Source organism: Spirulina sp. CCY15215 (assembly GCF_016888125.1).
Taxonomy (GTDB): Bacteria; Cyanobacteriota; Cyanobacteriia; order Cyanobacteriales; family Spirulinaceae; genus CCY15215.
Genome location: NZ_JACSWA010000328.1, coordinates 1 through 22,918, shown reverse-complemented (window position 1 = coordinate 22,918; position 22,918 = coordinate 1). Strand labels below are relative to the sequence as shown.

The window sequence follows — 22,918 nt, the reverse complement described above, 5'->3', positions numbered from 1 at the left end:
GCGAGCAAGATGCTCGCACTACCCCCATTATGGTTTATTGTAGTGGGAGCGTCTCGCTCCCTAGCTCTAATTATTCGGAGCAATGTTGTAAATTTGCTTTGAGATGCACCCATTTTTTAAACCTATTATTTTGCGGGAGAAGGGCTGAGAATCACCAAGGAACTACCATTAAAACTGCCTTGAATAATGAAGAGGATCGGGCGCTGTTCTAGGGTAGCATTTTCTGGCAGACTTTTGAACAGATAGAAGAATCCTTCGCTATCCAGTAATAATCGCCAAACGCGATCGCGATCGGGGTCATTAATGGGAGTATTTTGTATATTGGCATAGCGCTTGGCATCGCCAATAATTTGAAATCCTTTCAAGGTTTGAGGATTATCTGGAGTGTTACCAAAAGCGAGGGTATTTTCAGGGACAATTAGAGTAATACTGGGTAATTTGGAATCTTTTCCGGCATCTCTCCGCGCATCGACGATTCCTTGGTTTCGTGCCAGAAGAAATAATAAAATGAGTATCCAAAAAATGATAATTGTTTCATCCCAGAGGCTTTTTTTATAGTCGATGGGCTGAAATTTGAGAGGTTTTAGGATGTTAATTAATAAGGTGAGAATATTACGCAGTTGTGCTACTAAAAAGCGTTTCCTAGCATTTTTTCGGGCAAGAGGTCTATTTTGAGTCAGATAGTTTTTGAGTTGTTGATGTTTATTCTGTAAGGTTTGTTTGATAAAGTTAAAAATGTGGGAAATGCGGATGCTAATTTTCTCGATTAGCCAGAGAGTAAAGGGGATGCCAAGATAAATGACAAGGAGAAAGAGAAGGAGAGATAAAGCAATTTGTTTGAGGCTATCCCAAGTAGCAAAACTGCCAAAAAAGACTTGTAAGGGAACAAATAGAAAGGATTGATGAGGGAAATCAAGGGTTGTAATTTCCAGTTGAAAGAAGCTAAAATACGCCCAACGATAAATCCAACCTGTGAAATACAATGCACCTCCAATTATTGTGAGAAGTCCTGCAAATTTGCTCAACAAGTCAGGTGTTTTCTTTTCGGACATAGTGTAGTTATTTTGGCTTTTTTAATACACACCTACAAAATGGAGGGTAGGGGCGCAATGCTTGCGCCCTAAACTTAATGTTAGAATATTAACCCGAGTTGCTAGTTACAAATAGGATACGTTTCGATCCCCCTAAATCCCCCTTAAAAAGGGGGACTTTGGGATTCTCCCCTCTTAAAAAGGGAGACTTTGGGATTCTCCCCTCTTAAAAAGGGAGACTTTGGGATTCTCCCCCCTTATCAAGGGCAGGGACTATTCATTAAGCAGAGAAAATTGTTACAATCCCTTATTTTTCGTTAGCAATCATCTGTTCTACAACGACATGATCGGGGTTACAGTCTTTTTCTCTAGTCAGTGAATAATCCCTGCCTTATCAAGGGGGGTTGGGGGGGATCTATCGATATTTTGCCTCATCGCTCCCAAATCTGGGGGAAATAATCTCAAATCTGGAAAATTAACCGTAATAAAAAACCTAGTGCAGCCTGTCATACTTAAAATGACGAGTATAGCCCGATCCGCCAGGGATTGAAAATCCCTGTCTCATACAAAAAATCCATTGAAATGGATTAGGGTTATCGCGATCGCCCTTACCCGCCAAAAAATCCTTGACAGACCACTAGCGAGACGCTCCCACTACAATAATATTTAATCATTACAGTAGTATGGAATTAAAGTCCTGTATTCGATGCTTTAGGGCATTTTTGTACGATGACAGACAACTAGGGAGCGAGACGCTCCCACTACGATAATATTCAATCATTACAGTAGTATAGAATTAAAGTCCTGTATTCGATGCTTTAGGGCATTTTTGTACGATGAAAACCAAACTTCGATCGCTGCTGCTTTCCTCCCTTCTTTTTTTGGGGGTCAGTGGTTGCCAAGTCTCTCCCTCAGACAATTCTACTGGGGCAACCTCTAAGACTCCTACTAACTCTATAGAAGTGCGACTTTCTCCGGTAACGGTGGAGTTAGCTAATGGGGAAACTCTCACGGGACGATATTTAAAGAATATAGATGAAAAGGCGATCGGTTTTGAGTATAACGGTGAAGAGAAGACGTTTCCCCTTGAGGAGGTGAAAACTGTTCTGTTTCTGGGAGAGGAAGAAATTCCTGAAAGTAAAGATTCTGCCAGTATTCGAGGGTATGAAACTTTGACTGTTCAGCCTATCACGGGATTTGAAGTGGAGAATACTAAAACAGCAAGGATTGAGTTGGAGGCTTTAAAAAAGAAACCCAACTCTAGTTTTAATCTAGCAGCGACAAAATTAACGGTTTATACAGGAAATGATGATGAGACTAAGTTAGAATTGGAGGTGAGAAATTCAAAAAGGCATCGATAGCGGCGAATCAATTCCTTTTGATATAGAGCAAATTAAAGCAAAAGCAAGACAAATGATCGATTAATTAGAAAGATGATCAAACGGTTTACTATTGTTGGATTAGCGGTGTTGATGGGGATAGGTGCGGGTGAGGTGGTGTCTCCCGTGCGTGGGGAAATAGTATTATTGGCGCAGAGTGAGGCTGATTTGAAGAGAGAAGGCGATCGATTATTTGAAGCAGGAATTCAATATGAAGAAAACGATCAGCTACAATCAGCAATCCAATCTTGGCAAAGGTCATTAGAAATTTACGAAAAGATCGGAAATAAGCAGGGTATAGCTAAGGCTTCTAATGCTTTGGGATTAGCTCATACCTATGATAATAAACCTGAAAAAGCAGTCGCATTAATCAATAAATCTATTAGAATCAATAAAGAACTTAGGAATAGAAAAGCAGTGGGTGATTCTTTGATGAATTTAGGATTAGCTCACATCGTGATGGAAAAATACGAAGAAGCTATCCCTTTATATCAAGAATCGATCAAGATTCAAAGACTGTTTGGTGATAAGAAAGGCATGGCCACTGCTTATAATGGATTAGGCATAGTATATCTGAATCTTAGCCGATATGATTTATCTCTCATTGCTTTCAGACGAGCATTTACTTTTGCAAAAGAGGTTGGAGATAAAAAGGTGCTTGTTACTTCTGCAAATAGTTTGGCCTCAATGTATATGATTCTAGGACAACATTCACAGGGTCTTTCTGTTTTAGAACAATCCTTGAAAACTGTACAGGACATTGAAGATGAATCAGGCGAATCTACTGCTCTAAATAATCTGGGACTTATCTATCTGTCTCTCGGAGAGTACACAGAAGCTCTGAAAATATTTAAACGAGTCTTCGAGATAAGAAAAAAGATGAAAGATATCGATGGAATTGCTAGAGTTCTCAATAATTTAGGAGTTATTTATCATCTTTTGGACAATCATTCAGAATCACTAAAGCATCATCAGCAGTCTCTAGATATGGTGAATAATGGTAGAAATAAGCTGATTGAATCTCAAACCCTAAATAACTTTGGAGTTGTTTATCAATCTTTAGAGAAATATTCCAAAGCACTTGAGTATCATCAAAAGTCCTTGAATATAGCGCAACAAGTTGGCAACAAAGAGCAACAAGCAGCATCTCTTAGTAACTTAGGTCTTGTTTCCTTAAAATCCGGTAAATCCGAACAAGCCAAGCAATTTTTGATTCAAGCAATTCAAATACAAGAAATTCTTCAAGAAGGATTACCTGATAACGAAAGAATTGAACTATTTGAAAAACGAGTTGGTACTTATAAGAATTTACAAAAAGCCTTAATTGCTCTAAACAAAATAGAAAATGCTTTAGTTATTTCAGAGAGAGGAAGAACCCGATCGCTCATTGAGCAATTGAGCGCTAAACAAGACATTCCTTACAAAAATATAACTGTTCAAGATTTGAAAAAAACTGCTAGAGAGCAAAATTCAACTATCGTTGAATACACAGTAATTTCTGATGGCTTTCAAATTGAAGGAAAAACACAAGAAAGAGAAGCTGAAATTTATTGTTGGGTTATTAAACCTGACGGTACTATTACTTTTCGTTCCATTGATCTTAGACACCTTTGGGATTATCAAACACCCTCTGACGAAACCCTTGATATTACCTTAATTCGATCGCAACTGTTTTGGGATATATACATTAACCCTTACAATCTCTTTCTCATATTCCTATTTATCTTAACTCTTCTTGGTAGCAATATCGCTTTAGTCTATTTTCTGATTTACAAAAATCCTAGGCGACGTTTCTGTAAACTTTTAATTTTACTATTAACCCTCAATTCTTTCAGTTTGATTGGATGTTTTATAACTCTGGGAAACGCTCGCCGAGTCGCTGCCGATCGAAGTGAGATTGCAACGACTCAAACTATCTTAGATGAACTTGCCAGCAGAGGGCAAAACCTCTCTAATTCTAAATCGGGAGGACAGTTTGACATCTTCAATGGAGAATATGGCCAACTGGATGAAGACTCCCTAAAACAACTCCATCAACTCCTCATCGATCCGATCGCCGACCTTCTCCCCACAGACCCCGAAGCATCCGTCATCTTCATCCCCGATCGCGATCTCTTTTTCGTCCCCTTCCCCGCCCTCACGGATGCTTCTGGGCAATACCTCATCGATAAGCATACCATTTCCACTTCCCCCTCCATTCAACTCCTCAGCACCACTCGAAAACCCAAACCCACCACTTTTAAAGGAGAAAACGCCCTCATCGTTGGCAATCCCATCATGCCGAAATATTACGATATTTCCCTCGATCGCGTCGCAAGTTTAGACCCTCTCCCCCACACCCAACGAGAAGCCGAAACCATCGCCAAACTCCTCCAGAGTCGCCCCATCCTCGGGGCAGATGCCAGCGAAACCGCCATTACCCGCCAAATGCCCCGCGCCAAACTCCTCCACTTCGCCACTCACGGACTTTTAGACGGCTTTCGAGGCAGTGTTTTAAACAATAACTTAGGCGCGATCGCCCTCACTTCAGACCCCAACTACGACCCCTTAGACCCTACCAACACCCTCAACGATGGACTTCTCACCGCCCTAGAAATCTATAATATGCAACTCAACGCCGATCTCGTTGTCCTGAGTGCCTGTCAAACCGGACTGGGAAGAGTGACCAGCGATGGTATTGTCGGTTTATCTCGTGCCTTCATCAACGCAGGTGTACCCACCGTGGTTATGTCCCTCTGGAACATCCCCGATGCCCCCACAGCCGACCTCATGACAGAATTTTATCAAAATCTGCAAAATACCCCCAACAAAGCCCAGGCGTTGCGTCAGGCAATGCTAACGATTAGAGCAACCCATCCCGAACCCAAAAACTGGGCGGGTTTTACCGTCATGGGACAGCGTTAACAACTCAGGCGATCGCCTTCTTGTTTCTGTATTAGAATAGAAAGAAGAGGTAGAGAAAAAATCATGACAACCCAAGCCAGTCAAATCAAAAGAAAAGTCAAAATCGATAGTAGTCTGCTGCCGACCTTAGATATCTTGTCAGGAGAAAAGAAAGACGATATTGTAAAAGCGATCGCCTCCTTAGAAAACTTTTCAGCCGAATGGGAAAACAAAACAGAAGTGCGAAAACTGGGGAAAATTGCCGAACTCACAACTTCTGCCAATGAAGAATTTTATGCTATCTTTATTCCTCATAACTATTGTATTGTTTTTAGCGTCGATCGGCATGGAGAGATTGAAGCGATCGATCTTTTCGATCGCCATAGATTAGAATTGTTTGCAAAAAAATAGAAGAATATGGCTAAAGAATTTACAGCAATTGATTTCAATCCTGATGTTTGTTCTACCAAGTAATTTAATCGATTGCGATCGCAGCAGGACAAAAAGTACAATAATCATTAGCAACTTACCTTTATCCCACCATGACCACCCTCAAAGATATAGAACCCCAACTTTTATCTCTTACTGCCCCAGAGAAAGCCCAAGCCATTTCCATCCTTTCTCAAAGTTTAGCAAATAGCTGGCAAGGAATAGAAAAAACACCAGGAGTCTGCGGAGGACGTGCTTGTGTTGGGAAAACGCGCATTCCCGTTTGGGTCTTAGTCAATGCCCGTCGTTTGGGGGCATCTGAAGCTCATTTACTTGACAATTATCCGACAATTACCGCAACGGATCTAGTCAATGCTTGGGCTTATGCAGAGGCATTTTCCAAAGAAATTGATTGGGATATTCGTGAAAATGAGGAATTAGATTAGATGGCACGTTTTTATGCGGATGAACAATTTCCCCGGCAAATTGTAAACTATCTTCGAGAGATGGGTCACGATGTTTTAACTGTACAAGAAGCCGGAAAAGCAAATCTACAAATTCCCGATCCAGAGGTATTAGAATTTGCCATTCAGGATAATCGTGCTGTTTTAACATTGAATCGTATTGATTTTCTCAAATTGCATTATCAACGACCAGAACACCTAGGTATTATTATTTGTCGGGACGATCCAGAAAATATTGAAAGAGTGGCAAAGAGGATTAACGTAGCTATTTCTAGTCTGGAAACATTACAAGGTCAATTGATTCGAGTGAATCGTTCTTCTCCATCGGAATAAATTACAAAACAGCGAGTTATGGTGTGAAAAAAAGCTACCACGATCGCGATCGCAATTTGACAGCCCAGAAAAGCGATCGCCTTTAAGATTTCTCTAAAAGCAAAGAATAACCCCATCGTGAGTCAGTCGGTCAGGTTCGAGCCTATCGAGTCTGGGTTTGCACTAGATTTATAAAATTTGCCCTTGACAAATCTTCTAGATGGTGATATCTCTCTTGAGACTACCCTATTTATTAGTCTGAGTTATGGGTAACAAGCGATCGATTATTTGTCATGAGACACAAATAAGCAATAACAAATAGCGAATACGAATAATTTTTTATGACTGCTGCTCCCATTCCTCACCCTCAATCTTCTGCTCATAATAATACTGTGTCGCAGACTCCCCCCGTTGCCGTCCTCAAAGATTTGGTTGCGCGGTTGCATCGCGAGCAAAATCGCATTCAAAACCTCCTCAGTTCGTTAGGATTTGCCCTACGCAGTTTTAATAATCTTAATCAATTTCTGGAAATTGTTCCCCTCATGGCTGCGCGAGTTACGGATGCAGATGGGGGTGCTTTGGTTTTGCTCAAACCCAACGGCCAGCCCCGTTTGGAGCAACTACACTGTCAGGAAGGTCAGTCCTGTCAAAATATGCGGCGATCGCTCGAACGCATTACTCGAGAAATTGCCTTGAGTTATCCCACTTCTCCTTCATCAACCTCTTTTAAAGCTAATTTTTTAGACGAACAATTGCAAAATGATTTAGGTGAAGAAGTCCATTTGTTCGGGACTCCCATTCTTGTTAAAAATGAAGACCGAGGTAGACTCTATGTTTTTAGTTACGATCCCAACTATAGTTGGACTTCAACGCGGAAGAAATTAGTACAGTTAGTTGCCGATCAAACATCGGTGGCGATCGCCAATAATGAGCTTGCTAATGAACTACGAAAAAAAGAACGTCTCGATCGCGAATTGGAAATTGCTTCGGAAATTCAAGATCATTTATTCCCCAAAAAATGTCCCATTATTACCGGAGTAAAATTAGCAGCCAGGTGTCAAACTGCCAATCGCGTTGGAGGGGACTATTATGATTTTATTCCCGCTAATTATGAACAATTTAGCTCCTCTCCCCAACAGTTTCCCTCATCAGTTCCTTGGAGTATTGTTATTGGCGATGTTATGGGCAAAGGTGTACCGGCTGGGTTGATTATGACCATGACTCGGGGGATGTTGCGGGCAGAAGTTCTTAATCGTCATCCTCCTGCTAAAATTCTTAATCATCTCAATCGTGTCATGTACGATGACCTCGAAAAATCTCATCGTTTCTTGACATTATTTTATTCAGAATACGATCCTCAAACTCGCATTCTTTCTTATACAAATGCTGCCCATAATCCTCCCTTACTTTGGCAGGCTTCCACTCAATCTATTTGTAAATTAGATACTTGGGGAATGCTCATCGGGCTAGAAATTGATTCCCAATATGAGGATGACAAAATTCAGCTAGAAATAGGAGATACAGTAATCTATTATACAGACGGCTTTACCGATGCCGTCAATCAAGAAGGCGATCGCTTCGATGAAGAACGACTTGTTGCGACTGTAGAACAAGTTTGCAAGCAAGGCGATCGCCCTCAAACTATTCTCGATTTTCTCTTCGATCGCCTTAAACAGTTCATCGGTGAAGGAAACCGTTACGAAGATGACATGACTTTAGTGGTTATGCAGGTAACAGAGGATAGTTGATAGTTGATAGTTGATAGTTGATAATTAAGGAGTTTCTGTTGGGAATCGGCGATCGGGGTTGTAAAATGCAAAGGACGGAATCTATTACACGAGGAGAACAAAATTATGTTAATTACTGGCTTAGAGGCGATCGATATGAATTGGCACTCTATTTTGCACTGTCAAGATACTTTATCAATTACATTGCCACATCTTTCTCTGAAGGGGATATTTCTCGCACAACAGATCAGCGATACTAATGTAATCGGGCAAATGCAAGATGCCTTTAATCATTTCATTGCTTCGGGACAAGTTTGGGCTTTAATTATTGGCTTTGTGATTGGTTATGTCGTTCGCGGACTAACAGCAAGCTAGTTATTTCAGTCATTAGTTACCTCTCACCAGTTGGAGGCAGGTAACAGATAAATTTATGTTTCATCTCTCATCCTTTCCTATTATCCCTTATCTTTCACTATGCCAAAACAAACTTGGAGCGATCGCTTTGAAAGCGCCCTAAATCCTATTATTGCTGAATTTAATGCCAGCATCGGTTTCGATATTGAATTACTTGAATACGATATTCGTGGCTCTATTGCTCATGCCAAAATGCTGTCACATACGGGCATTATTAGTAAAGATGAAGCCCTGCAATTAATCACGGGATTGGAACAAATTCTTTTAGAATATCAAGAAGGGCATTTTAATCCTGGTATTGAAGCAGAAGATGTTCATTTTGCCGTCGAACGTCGCTTAACGGAGTTGGTGGGAGATGCAGGCAAAAAACTACATACAGCGCGATCGCGGAATGATCAAGTCGGTACAGATATTCGCCTCTATTTGCGCGATCGCATTGAGGAAATTCGCGAACAATTGCGAGGTTTGCAACAGGTTCTCCTTAAACACGCGGAAAAAAATGTTGAAACCATGATTCCAGGTTATACTCATCTTCAACGGGCGCAACCTTTGAGTTTGGCTCACCATCTTCTTGCTTATTTCCAGATGTTACAACGGGATTGGGAACGTTTAGGAGAAGTTTACAAGCGCACCAATATTTCTCCTTTAGGGTGCGGGGCATTAGCCGGAACAACCTTTCCCATCGATCGCCACTATACCGCCTCTGAACTGGAATTTGGGGGATTATATGGTAATAGTTTAGATGGAGTCAGCGATCGCGATTTTGCGATCGAATTTCTCTGCGCTTCGAGTTTGATTATGGTTCACTTAAGCCGTCTCAGCGAAGAGCTTATTTTATGGGCTTCCCAAGAGTTTAATTTTATTACCCTCAAAGATAATTGTTCCACCGGTTCGAGTATTATGCCCCAAAAGAAAAACCCCGATGTTCCTGAGTTAGTGCGGGGAAAAACTGGGCGTGTTTTTGGGCATTTACAGGGAATGTTAGTGTTAATGAAAGGTTTACCTTTGGCCTATAACAAGGATTTGCAAGAAGATAAAGAGGCTCTTTTTGATGGGGTCAAAACCGTGCAAGGATGTTTGGGGGCGATGACGGTTTTGTTACGAGAAGGACTGGAATTTAACCGCGATCGCCTCATGAGTTCCGTAGATGAAGATTTTTCCAATGCAACGGATGTAGCGGATTATTTAGCAACCAAAGGCGTACCGTTTCGAGAGGCTTATAATTTGGTTGGGAAAGCCGTAAAAACCAGTTTAGCCGCCGGAAAATTGCTCAAGGAACTCACTTTGGAGGAATGGAAAGCACTTCATCCCAAATTTGAGGAGGATATTTATCAGGCGATCGCCCCTCAACAAGTGGTTGCAGCCCGAAATAGTTATGGAGGGACAGGTTTTGAACAAGTTCGCAATGCCATTAAGGAGGCGAAGGTGCAGTTATTAGAAGGCCATAGCACTTAAATTGCATTACAATCGCATTATCTTGGGGGACTTTGATGGATTACCGAGCAGCAGGGGTTGATGTAGAGGCAGGTCGCGCCTTTGTCGATCGCATTCGTCAAGATGTAAAAAGTACCCAGCGTCCCGAAGTTTTAGGGGCTTTGGGAGGCTTTGCAGGGTGTTTTCAATTGCCGACGGGGTATGAAAAACCCGTTTTGGTTTCTGGGACCGATGGCGTAGGAACTAAGTTAAAAATCGCTAACGCGGTCAACCGTCACGATACCGTCGGCATCGATTTGGTTGCTATGTGTGTTAACGATATTCTCACAACAGGAGCGGAACCACTCTTTTTCTTGGATTATCTGGCCACGGGTAAATTAGAACCGGAACAATTGGCGGCAGTTGTGGCGGGAATTGCCTCGGGTTGTCGCGAGAGTGGTTGTGCGCTATTGGGGGGAGAAACCGCCGAAATGCCAGGCTTTTATCCCGTTGGGGAATACGATCTGGCGGGTTTTTGTGTGGGAATTGTGGAGAAGGAACAATTGTTAGATGGTTCTCGCGTAGAAGTGGGCGATCGCGCGATCGCCTTAGCTAGTAGCGGGCTGCACAGTAACGGTTTTTCCTTGGTGCGTAAAGTGATGGAAATACAGGGATTGAGTTGGCACGATCGCCCAGAAATATTGGGGGGTCAAAGTTTAGGGGAAATTTTTCTCACTCCTACTCGGATTTATGTCCAACCCATTCTTGAAGCCCTAGGATTATCCCTCGATATTCACGGCATGGCTCACATTACTGGGGGTGGGTTGCCGGAAAATCTGCCTAGGTGTTTCAATAGCGATCGATCGGTAAGGATCGATCCCGCAGCTTGGAAAATTCCCCCGGTGTTTCAATGGTTAGCAGATCGGGGAGAAGTTTCCCAGAAGGCCATGTTTGAAACCTTTAATATGGGGTTGGGATATATTATTATTGTTCCCCCCCAACAGGCTGAAGATGCAGCGAAATGGTTCAGCGATCGCGGTTTCGAGGGCTATGCGATCGGTGAAGTTATTAGCGGTAACGGTACATTAGTTATGAATGAGTAGGCTCAAATTTATGTCCGACCAAAATACCCTTAACGCTTTGCAAGAATTAATCGATATTGTTGCTAAATTGCGATCGCCTCATGGTGGCTGTCCTTGGGATCTTGAACAAACTCCGCAAACTCTGATCCCCTACATTATTGAGGAGGCTTATGAAACTGTTACGGCCATTCAAAGCGGCGATCGCGAGGCGATCGCGGCAGAATTGGGGGACCTTCTCCTACAGGTTGTCCTCCAAGCACAAATTGCCCAAGAATATGAACAATTTACTCTAGCAGAAGTGGCGCGAGGGATTAGTGAAAAACTGATTCGCCGTCATCCTCATGTTTTCGGCGATCTAGAAGTAGAAAGTGTGAGAGAGGTTAACCAAAATTGGGAGGAAATTAAGGCCGCAGAAAAAGGGGAGACTGTCGCAGAAGCACAACTTCTCAGCCGCAAATTAGATCGCTATTCTCGCACTCTTCCCCCTTTAACTGCCAGCCTGAAAATGTCGAAAAAAGCAGCTTCAATGGGGTTTGAATGGGATAAAATTGAAGATGTTTGGGGCAAGTTTCAAGAAGAATTAGGCGAATTTCAAGAAGCCTTAGCAAGTGAAGATAAAGAACATCAACAAGCCGAGTTAGGCGATTTATTGTTTACGGTGATTAATATTGCCCGTTGGTACGATCTCGATCCATCTCAAGCCTTACAAGGGACAAATCAGCGCTTTGTACAGCGTTTACAAAAGATGGAAAACTTCGCCGATCGCCCTCTCACTCAATACAGTTTGGCAGAACTCGATCGCCTTTGGGAACGTGCAAAAATTCATTTAGCACAACAGGAATAGACAGGTATTACTCAGTTTTAGCCCTCCTAGACTCCCAACTTTGATAATGCGGGCAAATTTAGCTTGAGAATAAAGTGCAGAAAGCGTTACATAATGACAGGATATGCTTTTCATGCTTTTGTTTTGTTTTTTCTATTAATTGAGATTAATTGAGAGGGCTTAATGTTTCTTAATTGAGGGAATTTGTTCTCATGAAACCGCGAGTTAGCGTTGTTTGTCTCTGTGCCATAGATCTGCTATTTTAAGAAGAGGAGATATAATCGCCCGTTTTGTAGCAATTTGCCAGTTTAACCCAGTTTAACAACGTTAGATCAAGGGTTTGCGCCGATCCACTTCTTTTACTCCGATTTGATCGATAAAAACCTTCTCTAGCAAGAAATTGAAGTTTTATAAAGAAAGAGTTGACAGAAAGACAATTTTGTGCAATAAGGGAGCAAATTTGATGATTAGGTCATTAAAGATACCTCGATCGCACTTCTGAGGATAATGTTTTGTTTAATGTTTTGTTACTGTACTTTTCCTCGAGAAAAGAAGCGAAAGTAAGTAGAAACAAAGAATTCTTTCAAGGGAAAAGCGATGTAAGTAATGGGGTTGATCGTAACAATAATATTGCGAGTGTCTCGAATAGCAAGATTGACAATTTGCCTAGCAACCCAATTCGCCGACATGATACCAATGGGATTCAAATTGCTTTTAAAAGGTCCTAAAATTAGCTTGCGAATGACACAAGGAGAATCCAAACGACGCAAAGTGACTAAATCTCCCAAAGTACGCTTGCTGAGTTCGTAGAGGGGACTAAAAGCGGGATTTACCTCTGCTTCTGAAGTATTCACCCAAACTTCCTTAGTTGCAATTTCTTTATTGGTGCGGACAGTCGTTAAAAACAGTTCTAGAAATCGCCAACTTGAGAAAGTATTAACTTCGTAAGATTGCGCGATCGCCTCTTTATCTCTTTCCCCATGTACGTTCATACCATGATTGAGAATCAAAATATCAATCTTTTTTAATTCTTCTACAAGTTTCGCTTCTTCTCCTACTTGCCAAACCAAAGAAGAAATAGGATTATTTTCCCCTGCTAAAACAATCTCTTTCGCAGTAGAAGTCAAAGCAATAACTTTTGCTCCTTTTTGTTGCAATTGTGCGAGAAGCGATCGCCCTAAAGTCCCCGAAGCACCAGTAACCGCGATCGTTTTTCCCTTCAGAGAAAGTGCTGTCCCCATAACCTTATCCACCAACGTTAAAGTCCCACAATAATAAGCCTGTTGATTGTCAAAATGGTGTCGCCAATGATAAGGACGATTGACCAACCAACGAGAAGGTAAACTGGCAAATTCCCCTGGTCGATGGGTTAAATCAGTTAACTCATCAGCATAGGCCAAACCGCATCCCCGCGCGATCGCCCCCAATAAGAAAGTTAGAGTATAGATAGAACCTAACCCAGCCAACCAGAAATGAGGCAAATTCGTACTATATAAAATGGCGATCGGCAAACCACTCATAGCCAGCATAACCAAAGATTCCGGCACATCGTTATACCAGTGCGCTTGTCGATAAATCGTCTCGCTGGCTACAGAAAGATCGGGACGAAAAACCCGATGATGCCAGACGTGCAAGCGATATAACGGTTGCCAATGGTGAGAGAGGACGTGATAAGTATCTCTGACCAATTCCACCCAGAGAAGCGTTATTAATCCCACGGCGATCGCCACCAGCCAATCACTCTGTATCATGTTGTTAAAATTAGAAAATTAAAGTAAAGGTTTGTTAACTGCGAAACACCCCATATTCTAAGGGAAATTCTTCCTCTTTCGCTATTTTTGCGTCATCGATTTGCCTAAAGGCGATCGCTTACTTAAAATTTCGCTAAGAATTTTAACAGTTTCCGATACAATGAGACACAAAGAACCGAATAAAATCTATTTTTTGTCTTTATCTCGTTTACATTTAGCGGAGCGATCGCCATTATGCCAGAAGAAAATTCTTGGTCAGACAATAAAAATGAACCCGAACTCGATCCCTTAAGTTCCTTTCTCTCGGAATGGGAAGACCCAGAAGACGAAGAAGAAGAATTTAGAAGTGATTTTTTCCAAGGTATAGAAGGGCGCAGAAGTAAAGCAGCCTTTCTCCTGATCGCAGTTTGGGGAGTCGTTGTCACCCTCCATCTCGTCTCTTGGGGATTTTGGCTGGTTATGAGTCTGACGGGGATTTTGGTGGTTTATTTTCTGCGACTGATGCTGGCAAAAGCGGACCCTATGCCCTCTATGTTAAGGGATGACCAACTGGCAGATGCCCCGATGGTCTCTTTGCTAGTCGCAGCCAAAAATGAAGAGGCTGTGATCGATCGCCTCGTGAAAATTCTCTGTAATTTAGACTATCCTGGCGATCGCTACGAAGTTTGGTTCATTGACGATGCCAGCGACGATCGCACCCCAGAAATTTTAGATACCCTCGCCCTGCAATATCCCCAATTAAGGGTCGTACATCGTCCTGTAGGTGCCGGAGGTGGCAAATCTGGGGCATTAAACCAAGTCCTCCCCAAAACGAAAGGGGAAATTATTGCCGTTTTTGATGCCGACGCTACAGTAGATGCAGATTTATTGCGCCGTGTAGTTCCCATGTTCGATGATGAAAATATGGGAGCCGTCCAAGTCCGTAAGGCGATCGCCAATGCGAATGAGAATTTTTGGACAAAAGGACAAAGGGCAGAGATGGCCTTAGATTGTTATTTCCAACAGAAACGCATTGCCATCGGTGGTATGGGAGAATTACGCGGCAATGGTCAGTTTGTGAGGCGCAAAGCCTTAGCGAGTTGTGGGGGCTGGAATGAGCAAACCATTACCGATGACCTCGATCTAACCATTCGCCTGCACTTAGATCGCTGGGATATTGGTTGTTCTCTCTTCCCAGCAGTTAATGAAGAAGGTGTGACCAAGGCTATTTCCCTCTGGCATCAACGCAGCCGTTGGGCAGAGGGAGGCTATCAGCGCTATCTTGACTATTGGCGTTTAATTGTCAGCAACCGCATGGGCTTTACGAAAACATGGGATTTACTCACTTTTGTTCTAATTCATTATCTGCTTCCCACGGCGGCGATCGCGGATTTTGCAATGGTATTAGTGCGCCATCATTGGCCAATTTTGGGTATTTTATCCAGTTGCGCGATCGCCTTTTCGACCATTTGTACGTTTATCGGCTTATATCGCGTGAAAAACCCAGAACAATTTAATTTTAAAGACGTTTTGAGGTTAGGCGGGGAATCTCTTCTCGGCACGTTTTATCTCTCCCACTGGTTCTTTGTTATGCCTGTAACCACTGCAAGGATGTCTGTACGTCCCAAGCGCTTAAAGTGGGTGAAAACAACCCATCAAGGCGTTGTTCAAGAGGGCTTAAAAGCAAGCTAACAAAAACCATGTAGGGACGTTAAATTTAACGTTCCTAGATAATATATATGGGTCTTAACCCGTTACATAAGAGTTTTCCAACCAATCAAATATCCTATCCATTTGTTCGAGGCTGATTAATCCATATTGCCAGAGAATCATGGGGAGGAGACTAGGAGACTGTTCTCTATGGCGCAATGCTAAGTTGATAGAATCGCTAGGAAGGGCAAGTTCGTCTTGTAAGAAGTTAATAAAACGAGTGGCGATGGTGGATTTCATGGTTTTCCTAAATAATGTGTTGATTAATAAAAAGGTTGTCTTAAATGGTTTAACGGTTTGAAAAATTTTTCCCTGTTCTAATTCCCTGTCTTACGGGATGATTTTTATTCTGCCTCGATTAATGGCGCGAAGGAGACGGTTAATGGCGCGGGTTTCTTCTTCCCCTAAAGACTCTTCCAACATTGCTGCCATCAGTCCGTACCTATCTGTCTGGGAAATTTTGCCCGTTTCGCTGACAGTTGCTAGGATTTCCGGAATCGAATCGGGAAGTAAACTTAGGGAAGGTAACATAGTCTCAAAAACCTATCCGAACAATACAATTCTAAGTGTCCCCTAATTCTTCAACAGATAGAGCGATCGATCCCGTCTATCTGGTGTGAATTTGATCGAATTTTGGCACGATCGCGATCGGCTAACGAGGGGATCGCGATCCCCATAACTTAGCGATGGCGATCCCCAATACTGTGCGATCGCGATCGCCGCCAAACTTATTAAATCTTAAGGAATACCCTTGACAAGGTGAAAAAATGGGTGTAGAAATGTAAACGAATGTGAAACGTTCATCTCCCCACCGAAAAATAACGCTACCGAACTGAATCGGTTTTAAGATTTTTCTGAACCCTGAAAGATTTAGCGCTAAAAGTGACGTATGAAATAGCGCCCAATGTGGAGAGACGGAAGTAGGTTGATGACCGAAGGAACGCACTGCATCCTTCTCAAATTAAAAAATGTAGGACTATTATGTTTGCACCTCTAACAATTGGTTTATCAATTGCATTTATGGCAATCTGCTTGAATTTCAACAGTAATGAAGAGATCATTAAAGTGACTGCCGCGATCGTCGCTCTGGTTTGCTTGTTTGTTAGTCTATTATTTTCCCCTTTAATCGTTAAAATTCCTATTGTTGCGATCTTATTAATAAGTAATAAATTCAATCCGTTTAAATTTTTTACCACCTCTTAAGATGATACACTCGATCCCAAATAGACAGAGGAAGAAATAATTCAAAATCAAAAAATGACGACAAACATTCCTCAACAACGCTGGCATATTGCCTCAGAATCTCCAGAACAGATTGCTGAGTTAGTCCAAGTTACGGGATTATCGCCTCTTCTTGCCCAGGTGTTAATTCAGCGTGGTATTAAAACCCCAGAACAGGCTCAATTTTATCTCAATCCAGAAACAGAGAAGTTACCGCTTCCCTTAGAAGAATTTCCCGATTTAAAGAAAAGTGTCGATCTCTTAGAAGAGGCAATTTCAGAAGGAGAAAAGATTGCCATTTGCGGGGACTATGATGCTGACGGGATGACCAGTACAGCCCTATTATTACGCGCCCTGAGAGCTTTTGGTGCCAATGTCGATTATGCTATTCCCAGTCGTATGAAAGATGGTTATGGCATTAATGAACGCATTGTCACAGAATTTGCCGAACAGGGAATAGGATTAATTCTGACCGTAGATAATGGCATTTCTGCTTACGATCCTATCGCCTTAGCTGTTGATTTGGGAATAAGCGTTATTATTACCGATCATCACGAAGTCCCAGAAAAAATTCCCCCCGCAGATGCGATTCTTAACCCTAAACTCATTCCTGAAAATTCTCCCTATCGCGGTTTAGCTGGGGTAGGTGTTGCTTATATTTTGGCGGTGACAACGGGGCAGCGTTTGGGTGCTTTGCGAGGTTTAACGAATACTTTATTAGAGCTATTTACATTAGGGACAATTGCCGATCTTGCTCCTCTTACTGGAGTGAATCGACGTTGGTTAAAACGAGGTTTGAGAAAGTTGGCAAAATCGGAACTGGCAGGGGTACAAGCATTAATGGAATTATCGGGAGTTAAAGATGAGAAAAAGCCGGTTAAACCCGATGCGATCGGCTTTCGTCTGGGACCAAGAATTAATGCAGTAGGGCGCATTAATGACCCAGAAATCGTGATTGAATTACTAACCACAGACGATAAAGATATTGCTTCAGAAAGAGCCAATCAATGCGAGGAAATCAATGGCAAACGTCAGCAACTTTGCGAACAAATTGGACTCGAGGCTATCCAACAGATTGAAGCAGGAAAAATTGATTATAAAAAAGATAGAGTTTTAGTTATATTTGGTGAAACTTGGCATCATGGTGTTATTGGTATTGTTGCCTCTCGTTTAGTAGAACGATATGGTGTTCCTGTATTTATTTGTACCAGTGAAGATGATAAGAAGATGATGCGCGGATCGGCGCGGGGAATTCCTGAATTTAATGTTTTTGAAGCCTTAAATTACTGCCAAGATTTACTCGGAAAATTTGGCGGTCATCAAGCAGCAGGAGGATTTAGTTTTGCGTCGGAAAATTTTTCCGATTTCCAGAGAAAATTAAGTGAATTTGCCTGTCAATGTTTGCAAATAGAACATTTAAAGCCCTTAGTGAATGTGGATACTTTAGTCAATTTGGATTGCGTGACCGCATATTTTTATGAACAAATCGAAAGTTTACAACCTTGGGGAATTGGCAATGCAACCCCGGTATTTTGGACTCCTAATGTTTGTATTTTGAATCAGGAAACCTTGAAAGGAAACCATCTCAAACTTACTTTGGAGCAAAAAATTGCGGGGAAAAGGTATCAGATTAAGGCGATCGCCTGGCGTTGGGGGGAATATTATCCTTTACCCAATACTCTCGATATTGCCTATAAATTGAAAGAAAATACCTTTAATGGTGCAACTAATATTGAACTGGAAATTGTTGGGGTAAGACTTGCAACTCAAACCCAGGAAGAATCTCAAAATGAGAGTCGAAAAGTCGTAAGTAGGCACGCAATACCTAAAGATGACATCAAAAAAGCTAAATTCGTTTATAAAAACCGTCCTTTTAATTGCAGTTTTTGGAGTTCTATTAATGAACTGCGAATTAAAAATGATCGCGGTGAAGTTTTAGTTTTAACTCCTGGTGCCAAAACAGCACTTCTAGGAAAAACGCGAGACGCGGCAAAAAAACTTGACATGAGTAACCCTTATTTATTAGGATTAGTCAAAGTAGCACTAGATGCGTTGAAAATGCCGGAAAAAAAGGAAGCAAATGTAGGTTGAGAGCAGGGCAAATTAACAACCCTTAACAACCCTTAACAACAGAGACAATCCCTAACAAGAATACCGATAATGAGTATAAATGAATATAAATAGCGATCGCAATCATAATATAACTATGTTATGTATCTCCGTAAAGGTTAAGAAATTCGAGTTCAGTCTATAATGAAGGTGATCGACAAACTAATTCTAGAGGGCTAAAATTTGCTGTCGGTAAATTACTAAGCGATCGCCTCTAATATAGTACAAATGTAAAGAGGGTAATTCAGAAATGTCAGATGCAAAACAACCCAATTCTTCAGATGCAAAACAACCCAATTCTTCAGATGCAGATCGGTTTCTTTACCCGAAATCTATCTATTATGGTGATTTCAGTCCTCAAAACCTCGTCTTTAATGCCAATTTGCAGGAATTTGCCCAACGGGTAAACTATTTGTGTAATTTAGAAACCGCAGGTAAACTTTCTTCTGAGGAAGCCTATCAAAAAATTAAATTGCTCTGGAAAGAACTCAAAACTAGCCGTAAAGCCTTAGAAATTGGAAAAAAGCCTTCTGACCCAGAAGAGTACCCAGAAGAGTAATTAGGATTTAGGGGGCGTTCAAAATTCACAATTAAAATATAGCGCAGCCTAAACAGCAGAGTCGAGAAGTTTGTATTTTCTTGAGTTTTAAAACCTTTGAATTTTGAAATTTCCCAATTACCAACTGGATATCAACTGAAAGAGGGAATCCTAAGCGATCGCGCTTCCCTCCTTCAATTTATGATCCTAACTTATCGAGAACTTTTTCCCGAACAAGAGAGTTTTTCCCATCTTGCTCAGACTATTGGGCATTATTTTTCCCCCGAAACCTCCCTTTACTGGGTAATTCCAGTGGGAGAAAAGGGAGCAGAGGGCAAACCAGAAAAAATAGCTTGTTTGTGGATAGGCAATGCGATCGAGCAAATTAACGGCGATCGCTATACTTATATTTTTCTACTTTACGTCCATCCAGAACACCGCCAGCGCGGTATTGGCTCGGCATTAATGCACTACGCTCATACTCTAGCTCGAGAGCGCGGCGATGGTCAAATCGGCGTTCACGTTTTCAGCCATAATCTCCCTGCCCTAAACTTATACGAACGCTTGGGTTATGAAACACAATCCCTTTTAATGGTAAAAAAACTTATAGAGCCAAAATAATAAACCGTTATTGGACAGGCAATTAAGAATGGAGATAAGACCCATCGCCAATGAATGAAAACGACCTCAGCACTCTCAATATTGAGGGTGAATTGGAAAAACCTCTAGATGAAGACCTCAGCCCAGAAGAGCCAGCAGCCCCCAACGTCGAAGAAATGCTGCCCTTACTTGCTTCTGCCGATCCTGCCCAACGGACGATCGCAGCGCGGGCTTTTAGCGAAATTCAGGACGAAAGAGCCGTTCCCCATCTCATTCGCCTCTTAAGGGATATTTGTCCCCTCGTGCGGGTGAGTGCGGCTTACGGACTGGGGCGCAATACGAGCGTAGATGCCGTTGAACCCCTGATTGAGCAATATTATCAAGATTGGAATGGCTACGTGCGAAAAGGGATTATTTGGGCATTAGGGAACTGTCGCGATCGCCGTTCTGTCGGACTCCTTACCAAAGCCCTCAGAACCGATATTTCTGCCGTGCGTCTCTGGGCGGCAAGCGGACTGGCGCAAATTGCTCATTTAGACTATGAAGATGTTATCGTTACCATTGCCCCTTTAATCGAAGGTTTGCGGCGCGATCCCGTGCCTGCTGTACGCAGTAACTGTGCTTGGGCGTTAGGACAACTCGCCCGCGAATTGCCCTCTAATGTCGTCTATGCGACGGCGATCGATGCCCTTCTCGAAGCCTTGGTTGAGGATGAAGAAATTGGGGTAACAGAAGATGCTAAAGATGCGCTCTTGCGTGTCGGCGATCCCCGAGGGCTGCAAACTATCGAAGAACTCGAACTGGAAGGATTGATTTAACCAAGATAAAGCAAGGGGGATCAATTACCGTCCATTTATCAAGATTTCATCAAGATTTTTAAATTAGGATGACTTTTATCCAAAAAATTGTCAAAATAGATACAGAAATAAAATTTGATTTTGTATCCATTTTTCAGATCGGAAGGTAAAAACCATGAATCTTTGTTATCGCGGCGTTAGTTACAAGAGTGAGGCTCTATCTTTAGAAGTTTCTGAAAGTAATATTATTGGGACATATCGAGGACAACAATATCACCGTCGCTATCCCAGACACGTACCCAAACTTAAGCCGAAACCTCGCTTACAATATCGCGGTTTGGCTTATCAAACTTGTCCATTAATTCAAACTGAAATGAGTTTAAATGCTCAACTGGCTGCGATCGCCAAAACCTGCGAACAAAAACCGCGATCGCCAGAGAAAAATAAATTCAATCTTGCCGATATTCATCAAAGTAACCTGCGACATAATCTCAATTATCGCTTACAAGTTGCCCGAGAAAAAGGAGATACAAGACTTGTTCAGTTATTAGAAAAAGAATCCCAAGAACTCATGGTATAACGTTATTTTTTGACCCTACTAACTGGTTTATATCTCAAAATTTCCCAAGAGCGTTACGATAGAGTAATGCTCTTTTTTCTGTCTCTCGATTTTCCCCCCCATGCACGACTCTCGCCAACTCGCATTTAACGCCCTCAAACAAATTTATAGTCAAGGAGCTTACACTGATATTGCCCTCGATCGCACTCTGCAAAATCCTGAAATTAAACCCGTTGATCGAGGATTAACCACAGAGTTAGTTTATGGTATCATTCGACGACAGCGATCGCTCGATTGCCTCATCGACCAATTAGGAAAAAAGTCCGCCAAACAACAACCCTTAGAGTTACGCATCATTCTTCAGATCGGCTTATATCAGTTGCGCTATCTCGACCAAATTCCCGACTCTGCTGCTGTCAATACTGCGGTTGAATTAGCCAAAAAGAATGGCTTTCAGCGCCTATCTGGAGTCGTTAACGGCATTTTACGTCAATATTTACGTTTGAGTCTTGAGGAAAGCGATCCTTTAAAACTACCTGAAGATAAGATACAATCTTTGGGAATTTTACATAGTTTTTCCGATTGGACGATAGAGGCATGGATATCTCAATTTGGCCTCGAAGAAACAGAAAAACTCTGTCAGTGGTTTAACCAAACTCCCACGATAGATCTGCGAGTTAATCCCTTAAAAACGACCCTAGAAGAAATGCGATCGCGCCTCGAAGCAGCAGATATTAAAACAACCCTTGTCCCTTTACTTCCCCAAGCCTTACGCTTGCAAGGAAAACTCGGTAATATTTCCCAATTACCAGGCTTTAAAGAAGGTTTATGGACAGTACAAGATAGCAGCGCTCAACTCGTTTCCCATCTCCTCGATCCCCAACCTGGAGAAACAATTATTGATGCTTGTGCGGCACCTGGTGGAAAAACCAATCATATCGCCGAATTAATGGGCGATCGCGGTACAATTTGGGCTTGCGATCGCGCTGCAAGTCGCTTACGAAAAGTACAACAAAATATCCAACGCTTGCAGTTAAATTCTATTTCAATTCGTAAGGGAGATAGTTGCGATATTGCTGAATTTGTTGGTAGAGGCGATCGGGTTTTAGTAGATGCTCCTTGCTCAGGTTTAGGCACCCTGCATCGCCATCCCGATATCCGTTGGCGACAAACACCCGAGAAAATTTCTCAACTGGTGATGCTGCAACAAAACCTACTCAAAAGTACCGCAACTTGGGTCAAACCGGGAGGAATTTTAGTCTATGCGACTTGCACCCTCAACTCTCTAGAAAACGAAGAGATTATTACGACTTTTTTACGATCGCATCCTCACTGGAGTATCCAGACTCCCGCGATCGCCTTTCCTTTCTCAACCTTATTTTTTCCTCATGGTTGGCTCAAAATTTTACCGACACAACAAGCAATGGACGGTTTTTTTATGGTTAAATTAATCAACAATACAGAAGGCTAAAATTATTGAATCTTTTATTTTGTTAAGATTTCTAATTTTAGCCAGAAAATTTTGTTAAGAAAAAGCGCGATCGCGGAATCAAAAATGGTAAAATGAACCAATCTGTCAGGAACCTCAGCCTAAAGGCATGAGGCTCGAAAGAGCAAAACCGCTATGCGTACAGGGTTGTTTAATTAGATACAGTAATTGTCCTGTTAAAAGTGCAATACAAAAGCACCCTAATTAA

The 22,918-nt window shown here is 42.0% G+C and carries 22 protein-coding genes and 1 riboswitch; of the genes, 17 read left to right on the top strand and 5 right to left on the bottom strand.

The features are described from left to right. Positions 1-125 precede the first annotated feature (125 nt). On the bottom strand, positions 126-1,052 hold the full coding sequence (locus JUI58_RS06450) for a hypothetical protein (protein WP_204102937.1): 927 nt from the start codon (positions 1,050-1,052) through the stop codon (positions 126-128). Positions 1,053-1,867: 815 nt separating this feature from the next. On the opposite strand from JUI58_RS06450, the gene JUI58_RS06445 reads away from it, so the two are divergent. The 5 genes from JUI58_RS06445 to JUI58_RS06425 all read left to right on the top strand — a co-directional run bounded on the left by JUI58_RS06445 (position 1,868) and on the right by JUI58_RS06425 (position 6,519). Then, the gene (locus JUI58_RS06445; RefSeq protein WP_204102936.1) at positions 1,868-2,392 is read left to right on the top strand and encodes a hypothetical protein; all 525 of its coding nucleotides are present in this window, start codon (positions 1,868-1,870) and stop codon (positions 2,390-2,392) included. A 72-nt stretch (positions 2,393-2,464) separates the two neighbouring features. After that, complete coding sequence (locus JUI58_RS06440) at positions 2,465-5,314, top strand: CHAT domain-containing tetratricopeptide repeat protein (RefSeq protein WP_204102935.1); 2,850 nt, start codon at positions 2,465-2,467, stop codon at positions 5,312-5,314. A 63-nt stretch (positions 5,315-5,377) separates the two neighbouring features. Continuing rightward, positions 5,378-5,704, top strand: coding sequence for a hypothetical protein (locus tag JUI58_RS06435; RefSeq protein WP_204102934.1), 327 nt, complete (start codon positions 5,378-5,380; stop codon positions 5,702-5,704). A gap of 131 nt (positions 5,705-5,835) precedes the next feature. Further along, positions 5,836-6,168, top strand: coding sequence for a DUF433 domain-containing protein (locus tag JUI58_RS06430; protein ID WP_204102933.1), 333 nt, complete (start codon positions 5,836-5,838; stop codon positions 6,166-6,168). Further along, positions 6,169-6,519, top strand: coding sequence for a DUF5615 family PIN-like protein (locus JUI58_RS06425; RefSeq protein ID WP_204102932.1), 351 nt, complete (start codon positions 6,169-6,171; stop codon positions 6,517-6,519). On the opposite strand, the gene JUI58_RS06420 is transcribed toward JUI58_RS06425, so the two are convergent. Further along, entirely contained in the window at positions 6,480-6,635 is a 156-nt protein-coding gene (locus JUI58_RS06420; RefSeq protein WP_204102931.1) for a hypothetical protein, read from the bottom strand. The two genes, JUI58_RS06425 and JUI58_RS06420, sit on opposite strands and share 40 nt — an antisense overlap. Positions 6,636-6,839: 204 nt before the next feature. Between JUI58_RS06420 and JUI58_RS06415 the strand changes: the two genes are divergently transcribed. The 5 genes from JUI58_RS06415 to mazG all read left to right on the top strand — a co-directional run bounded on the left by JUI58_RS06415 (position 6,840) and on the right by mazG (position 11,978). After that, complete coding sequence (locus tag JUI58_RS06415) at positions 6,840-8,246, top strand: GAF domain-containing SpoIIE family protein phosphatase (protein WP_204102930.1); 1,407 nt, start codon at positions 6,840-6,842, stop codon at positions 8,244-8,246. Between the two features lie 135 nt (positions 8,247-8,381). Beyond that, positions 8,382-8,600: a hypothetical protein gene (locus JUI58_RS06410; RefSeq protein ID WP_348539848.1), complete on the top strand. Its 219-nt coding sequence runs from the start codon at positions 8,382-8,384 to the stop codon at positions 8,598-8,600. Between the two features lie 99 nt (positions 8,601-8,699). Further along, entirely contained in the window at positions 8,700-10,094 is a 1,395-nt protein-coding gene (argH, locus tag JUI58_RS06405; RefSeq protein WP_204102928.1) for an argininosuccinate lyase, read from the top strand. A 35-nt stretch (positions 10,095-10,129) separates the two neighbouring features. Beyond that, the gene (gene purM, locus JUI58_RS06400; protein WP_204102927.1) at positions 10,130-11,155 is read left to right on the top strand and encodes a phosphoribosylformylglycinamidine cyclo-ligase; all 1,026 of its coding nucleotides are present in this window, start codon (positions 10,130-10,132) and stop codon (positions 11,153-11,155) included. A gap of 10 nt (positions 11,156-11,165) precedes the next feature. Beyond that, complete coding sequence (gene mazG, locus JUI58_RS06395; RefSeq protein WP_204102926.1) at positions 11,166-11,978, top strand: nucleoside triphosphate pyrophosphohydrolase; 813 nt, start codon at positions 11,166-11,168, stop codon at positions 11,976-11,978. Between the two features lie 506 nt (positions 11,979-12,484). On the opposite strand, the gene JUI58_RS06390 is transcribed toward mazG, so the two are convergent. Further along, entirely contained in the window at positions 12,485-13,708 is a 1,224-nt protein-coding gene (locus JUI58_RS06390; RefSeq protein WP_204102925.1) for a bifunctional sterol desaturase/short chain dehydrogenase, read from the bottom strand. A 234-nt stretch (positions 13,709-13,942) separates the two neighbouring features. Here JUI58_RS06390 and JUI58_RS06385 point away from each other — a divergent pair, with 234 nt between their 5' ends. Next, on the top strand, positions 13,943-15,379 hold the full coding sequence (locus JUI58_RS06385; protein WP_204102924.1) for a glycosyltransferase family 2 protein: 1,437 nt from the start codon (positions 13,943-13,945) through the stop codon (positions 15,377-15,379). A 54-nt stretch (positions 15,380-15,433) separates the two neighbouring features. On the opposite strand, the gene JUI58_RS06380 is transcribed toward JUI58_RS06385, so the two are convergent. Both JUI58_RS06380 and JUI58_RS06375 read right to left on the bottom strand, forming a co-directional pair. Then, the gene (locus tag JUI58_RS06380; protein WP_204102923.1) at positions 15,434-15,637 is read right to left on the bottom strand and encodes a DUF2949 domain-containing protein; all 204 of its coding nucleotides are present in this window, start codon (positions 15,635-15,637) and stop codon (positions 15,434-15,436) included. 90 nt (positions 15,638-15,727) lie between these two features. Beyond that, on the bottom strand, positions 15,728-15,928 hold the full coding sequence (locus tag JUI58_RS06375; protein ID WP_204102922.1) for a hypothetical protein: 201 nt from the start codon (positions 15,926-15,928) through the stop codon (positions 15,728-15,730). Between the two features lie 264 nt (positions 15,929-16,192). Beyond that, positions 16,193-16,344, top strand: a riboswitch (Glutamine riboswitch). A gap of 310 nt (positions 16,345-16,654) precedes the next feature. On the opposite strand from JUI58_RS06375, the gene recJ reads away from it, so the two are divergent. The 6 genes from recJ to JUI58_RS06340 all read left to right on the top strand — a co-directional run bounded on the left by recJ (position 16,655) and on the right by JUI58_RS06340 (position 22,692). Beyond that, complete coding sequence (recJ, locus tag JUI58_RS06365) at positions 16,655-18,709, top strand: single-stranded-DNA-specific exonuclease RecJ (protein WP_204102920.1); 2,055 nt, start codon at positions 16,655-16,657, stop codon at positions 18,707-18,709. 268 nt (positions 18,710-18,977) lie between these two features. After that, the gene (locus tag JUI58_RS06360; protein WP_204102919.1) at positions 18,978-19,286 is read left to right on the top strand and encodes a hypothetical protein; all 309 of its coding nucleotides are present in this window, start codon (positions 18,978-18,980) and stop codon (positions 19,284-19,286) included. 96 nt (positions 19,287-19,382) lie between these two features. Next, on the top strand, positions 19,383-19,886 hold the full coding sequence (locus tag JUI58_RS06355; RefSeq protein ID WP_204102918.1) for an N-acetyltransferase: 504 nt from the start codon (positions 19,383-19,385) through the stop codon (positions 19,884-19,886). A 50-nt stretch (positions 19,887-19,936) separates the two neighbouring features. Further along, a complete protein-coding gene (locus tag JUI58_RS06350) occupies positions 19,937-20,683 on the top strand; it encodes a HEAT repeat domain-containing protein (RefSeq protein ID WP_204102917.1) in 747 nt (248 codons plus the stop codon). Positions 20,684-20,837: 154 nt separating this feature from the next. Continuing rightward, positions 20,838-21,242 (top strand): DUF4278 domain-containing protein, encoded by a 405-nt coding sequence (locus JUI58_RS06345; RefSeq protein WP_204102916.1) that lies wholly within the window; start codon positions 20,838-20,840, stop codon positions 21,240-21,242. Positions 21,243-21,342: 100 nt separating this feature from the next. Next, positions 21,343-22,692: a 16S rRNA (cytosine(967)-C(5))-methyltransferase gene (locus tag JUI58_RS06340; RefSeq protein WP_204102915.1), complete on the top strand. Its 1,350-nt coding sequence runs from the start codon at positions 21,343-21,345 to the stop codon at positions 22,690-22,692. Positions 22,693-22,918 lie beyond the last annotated feature (226 nt).